Annotated in this window: 2 protein-coding genes and 2 pseudogenes; 1 reads left to right on the top strand and 3 read right to left on the bottom strand. The window is 40.0% G+C overall.

Annotation, left to right across the window (positions count from 1 at the left end):
- Positions 1 to 241 precede the first annotated feature (241 nt).
- The 3 genes and pseudogenes from ADA42_RS07400 to ADA42_RS07385 all read right to left on the bottom strand — a co-directional run.
- The gene (locus ADA42_RS07400; RefSeq protein ID WP_004979617.1) at positions 242 to 2,908 is read right to left on the bottom strand and encodes an excinuclease ABC subunit UvrA; all 2,667 of its coding nucleotides are present in this window, start codon (positions 2,906 to 2,908) and stop codon (positions 242 to 244) included.
- A gap of 42 nt (positions 2,909 to 2,950) precedes the next feature.
- Positions 2,951 to 4,173, bottom strand: a pseudogene (locus tag ADA42_RS07395) (IS256 family transposase).
- Positions 4,174 to 4,266: 93 nt separating this feature from the next.
- Positions 4,267 to 4,749: pseudogene (locus ADA42_RS07385) on the bottom strand (zinc-binding dehydrogenase); the annotation flags it as partial.
- A 62-nt stretch (positions 4,750 to 4,811) separates the two neighbouring features.
- On the opposite strand from ADA42_RS07385, the gene ADA42_RS07380 reads away from it, so the two are divergent.
- Positions 4,812 to 5,516 (top strand): IS6-like element IS1008 family transposase, encoded by a 705-nt coding sequence (locus tag ADA42_RS07380; protein ID WP_001067783.1) that lies wholly within the window; start codon positions 4,812 to 4,814, stop codon positions 5,514 to 5,516.
- Position 5,517: the final 1 nt, after the last annotated feature.

Genomic DNA, 5,517 nt, shown 5'->3' with positions numbered 1-5,517 from the left:
CCGCGACTCATGAGTGCTCGGTTATATGCGGGCCAATTGGTTGTGCGGTAGATTTTCTGTGTAGGCTTCTTCATTTGAAAATTATATCGCTGAAAAAGCCGTTACAGATAGGTTTGTGCAACAAAGCCCTTAGTTGAAAAAAACTTTTAGATTTCATGCTCACACACCACCTAAAACAAAAAAATATCTGATTGATTTTACAGGCTTTTAATTTAAGGTTTTATTCTACCCACTCGCAATATCAACGTTTAGTATCACGACTCACTAACTCATTAACTAAATATGGAGCAGTACGACTATCTTGATTTTCTGTTATTTGTTTTGGTGTTCCTGCCACAACAATATTCCCACCAGCATTTCCAGCACCTGGTCCCACATCAATCACCCAATCTGCTTGTGCAACGGCACGCATATCATGCTCAATCATAACCACGGTATTACCCGCATCGACTAATCGCTGCAATTGAACTAACAATCGATCTACATCTGATGGATGCAAACCTGTAGTTGGCTCATCAAGTATATACAGTGTATTTCCACGCTGATTGCGTTGCAGCTCGGTCGCCAATTTAATACGTTGCGCTTCTCCACCAGATAGTTCAGTCGCTGGTTGCCCTAAACGTAAATAACCAAGGCCAATTTCCTTTAATAATTGTAGTGAACGAGCAATCGAGACCTCTCCATCAAAAAAATCACGTGCTTCATTGACGGTCATTCCTAATACTTCAGCAATATTACGTCCATTCCAGCGAATTTTCAGAGTGTCATCATTATATCGAGCACCATGACATGTCGGACAAGGGGCATATACACTTGGCATAAACAATAATTCTACACTGACAAAGCCTTCACCTTCACAAGTTTCACATCGCCCTTTAGCCACATTAAACGAAAAACGTCCAGCATCATAATGAGCTTGGCGAGCTTCAGGAGTCCCAGCAAATAACTTTCTAACATGATCAAATAAACCCGTATAAGTTGCCAGATTAGAACGTGGAGTACGGCCAATTGGTTTTTGATCAACCTGTACCAGACGCTGTATAGCCTCCACATCACCAGCCAGAGAACCCTGTGTAACCTCGGTAACCAACATTCCTTCATTTAAAGGATTATTTTCATTATTGTTTTCAGTTTCAGATTCATTGCCTAAATATGAAAGTACTAACTCGGGTAAAGCTTGAGAAACGAGACTAGATTTACCTGAACCTGAAATACCTGTAACTGCTGTAAGTACACCAAGAGGTATACGAGCATCAATATTATGCAGGTTATGTCGGTAAATATTGTTAAGTTCAAGCCAACCAGAGGGTGTACGTCCATAACTTTGAGTAACTGGGATTTTATTAAATAAATAACTTGCAGTACGTGAAGCTGAAATCTCACTTAAACCCTGAGGTACTCCACTATATAAAATATTACCACCTTGCTCTCCTGCATCTGGTCCAACATCCACTAACCATTGAGCACGACGCATGAGCTCTAAATCATGCTCTACAACAAATACGGAGTTTCCAGCGTCTCTTAATTTATCGAGAGAATCATATAATGACTGACTATCTGAAGGATGTAATCCAGCAGACGGTTCATCCAGTACATAAACTACACCAAATAGCATAGAACTTAATTGTGTTGCTAAACGCAAACGTTGTAACTCTCCCGCTGAAAGAGTCGGTGTGGCTCTATCTAATGTTAGATAACCAAGACCTAACTGGCGTAATTGATTTAAACGCCCCACCACACCATTTGCTAAACGCTGCGCAGCAATTTTCTTTTCATCTGAAAGTGCTGACGTACGTCTTACATCTGGAGATACAGAATGCACTGCTCTACCTGTTGTTGCTCGTTCGGATCTATCAAGTTGGGTTACTTTATTATTAGTCTTTTCTCCAGCATCATGAGCGTCGAAATTGCCAAGAACAATGGGCTCAAGCAGGCAAGTTAACTTATCCAAAGAAAGTTGCATAAACTCACCAATATCTACTCCAGCAAAGGTAATAGATAAGGCTTCTGGTTTAAGGCGTTTACCATGACAGGAAGGGCATATTTTTCCTTCCATAAAACGTGAAACACGTTTTTTCATCAACGTACTTTGGGTATTAGCAAAAGTATGAAGGACATAGCGACGAGCACCAGTGAAAGTGCCCATATAGCTGGGTTCTAGTTTACGTTTAAGTGCAGATTGAGTCTCAGCGGGGCTTAAACCAGCATAGACAGGAACTGTTGGGGTTTCTTCAGTAAATAAAATCCAGTCTCTATCCGATTGCGGTAAATCTTTCCATGGTCGATCGACATCATACCCTAGGGTTACTAGGATATCGCGTAAGTTTTGCCCGTGCCAAGCAGGTGGCCATGATGCGATAGCTCTCTCACGAATACTGAGTGTTGGGTCAGGAACCATTGTCGATTCTGTAACTTCATAAATGTGACCTAAACCATGACAGGTAGGACAAGCACCTTGAGGAGTGTTCGGTGAAAAGTCCTCGGCATATAACATTGGCTGATCGGCAGGATATGCACCAGCACGCGAATAAATCATTCGCACGAGACTTGATAAAGTTGTTACACTTCCAACAGAAGAACGGGTATTACTTGCACCACGTTGTTGTTGCAATGCTACTGCTGGTGGTAGACCATCAATAGCATCAACATCTGGTACTCCGGCCTGATCTATTAAGCGTCTTGCATAAGGTGCAACAGATTCGAAATATCTTCTTTGTGCTTCAGCAAAAATAGTTCCAAAAGCAAGTGATGATTTTCCTGAACCCGATACACCTGAGAAAACAACAAGTGCATTTCTTGGGATAGAAACATCTACATCCTTAAGGTTATGCTCACGTGCACCTCGAACTTCAATACAATTATTAGATAAAGTAATGTTATTGTGTTCACCAAAAGAATGTATTTTCATGTTTCTACGAGCCTGTAAATTATTTTGTGTAAGTCTCATTTTTTATAAATGATCTTTTAATCGATCATCGAACTGAATCGTAAACCAATTCATTGCTAAACGCCAATTTTGAATTGGCATGGTCCATTTTTTAGCAGCATTTGAAGTTGCTAAATAAATGACCTTTTTCACTGAATCATCAGAAGAGAAGATCTTTCTCTTTTTAGTTGAATGGCGGATCACGCTATTCAATGATTCAATTGCATTTGTTGTATAAATCGCATGACGTATTTCAGCAGGATAGCTAAAGATCGTTCGGATATTTTCCCAATTTGCCCGCCAGGATTCTCCAATTTTTGAATACTGGTGATTCCATTGATCGCAGAAGATATCTAGGGGCTTTAAAGCATTTTCCTCTGTACTTGCCTGATAGATCGCCTTCAATCCTGCTGTTACAGCTTTGTAGTCCTTCCAGCTCACAAATCTCAGGCTATTGCGTACAACATGTACGATACACAGCTGGATATCAGTATGAGGGTAGACAGAGGCTATCGCATCAGGAAAGCCTTTTAGTCCTGAGAAGCGCTGCTTCGCAAGGCAGGCTACAAGAATATCTTGCACTCCTCGATTTTTAAGCTCTGTCATGACTGACAGCCAGAATTTGGAACCTTCTGTTTGAGCAAGCCACATGCCAAGAAGTTCTTTTTGGCCATCCAGGTTAATGCCTAATGCTAAATAAACTGATTTATTGATTACTGTTGAATGCTGACGAACCTTAACAACAATGCAATCTAAATAGACAACAGGATAAAGACTATCGAGTGTTCTATTTTGCCATTCTGTCACTTGTTCAATGACAGCATCCGTCACCTTACTAATAAGGGAGGCAGATACATCGGCATCGTACATTTCTTTAAAAAAGCAACAATTTCTCTATTTGTCATTCCTTTCGCATATAGCGAAAGAATTTGATCATCCATGCTAGTAATGCGTGTTTGATGCTTCTTAATAATCTGTGGTTCAAAAGAGCCATCACGATCACGAGGGATATCTAAAGCAAGCTGCCCATCTTGTGTTAGAACTGTTTTGGAGCTAAAACCATTACGTGCATTAGATCCTTTCTTAGGTTGATGCTTTTCATAGCCTAAATGTTCAGAAAGCTCAGTATTCAGAGCGGTTTCGATCATGAACTTTTTAAATATGGCTGTCATTTGGTTTAAATCTTCAGGAGTTTTTAAACCTTTAGCTAATTCAGCTGCCATACTTTTGATTGTAGCTTCATCCATGTGAAGTACCTCTTTTTATTATCCTCAGTAGGATAAATGAAAATTAAGTACTTACACAAAATTTAGAACAGTCCCACAACTCATTTTGTTGAACTATATCTGTACAACAACTCTACCTCGAATTTTTCCATCTAAAATTTCATTTGAAATATTTAAAGCATCTGTTAACTGAATTTCAGTCGTTACTGTTTCTAATTTTGTTTGATCTAATTCTGTAGCCAAACGTTCCCATGCTTCTTTTCTTAATTCGATTGGTGCCATCACGCTATCAATTCCATATAAGGTAATCCCTCTTAGAATAAATGGAGCAACTGTTGCTGGAAAATCCATTCCGCCTGCCAAACCACACGCAGCAACTGCACCACGATATTTTGTACTAGCACATGCATTGGCTAAAGTATGGCTTCCAACAGTATCAATTACGCCAGCCCAAACTTCTTTGTTTAATGGCTTTCCTGGGGAAGATAATTCAATACGATCAATAATTTCACTCGCCCCTAGATAGGTTAAATATTCTGACTCTTGAGGTCGACCAGTCGAAGCTGTAATCTCATAACCAAGATGATTCAAAATAAGGCACTGTTGCAAATAGGCTGACATGATAAGCTAAATATCTTATTTATTTCGAGATACAGCAGATGAATCCCTTCCACGGTCGGCACTTTCAAGGTGAAATCATTCTTTGGGCTGTTCGTTGGTATTGTAAATATGGCATCAGCTATCGTGAACTTCAAGAAATGCTCGCTGAACGAGGCATAAATGTGGATCACAGTACAATTTATCGTTGGGTTCAGCGTTATGCTCCAGAAATGGAAAAACGGTTACGCTGGTATTGGCGTAATCCTACAGATTTACATTCATGGCATATGGATGAGACTTATATCAAAGTGAAGGGGCGATGGACTTACCTGTATCGTGCAGTTGATCAACGGGGTCATACGATTGACTTTTACCTTTCCGCTAGACGGAACAGTAAATCAGCCTATAGTTTTCTAGGAAAGATCTTCAATACGGTGAAAAAATGGCAAATTCCACGGGTCATCAATACAGATAAAGCAGCGACCTATGGCCATGCTTTATCACGGTTAAAGCGAGAAGGAAAATGTCCAGTAGATATTGAGCACAGGCAGATTAAGTATAAAAATAATGTCATTGAATGTGATCATGGTAAGTTAAAGCGAATCATCAGGGCCACATTAGGATTCAAATCTATGAAGACTGCTTATGCCACAATTAAAGGTATTGAAGTCATGCGTGCACTACGTAAAGGACAAGCATCGTCATTTTATTATGGTCAGCCTCAGGGTGAAGTGTGTCTAATCAACAGGGTTTTCGGTCTCTAAG

The organism is Acinetobacter sp. 243_ASPC, from assembly GCF_001054715.1.
Taxonomy (GTDB): Bacteria; Pseudomonadota; Gammaproteobacteria; order Pseudomonadales; family Moraxellaceae; genus Acinetobacter; species Acinetobacter soli.
This window is presented reverse-complemented; position numbering and strand designations above follow the sequence as displayed.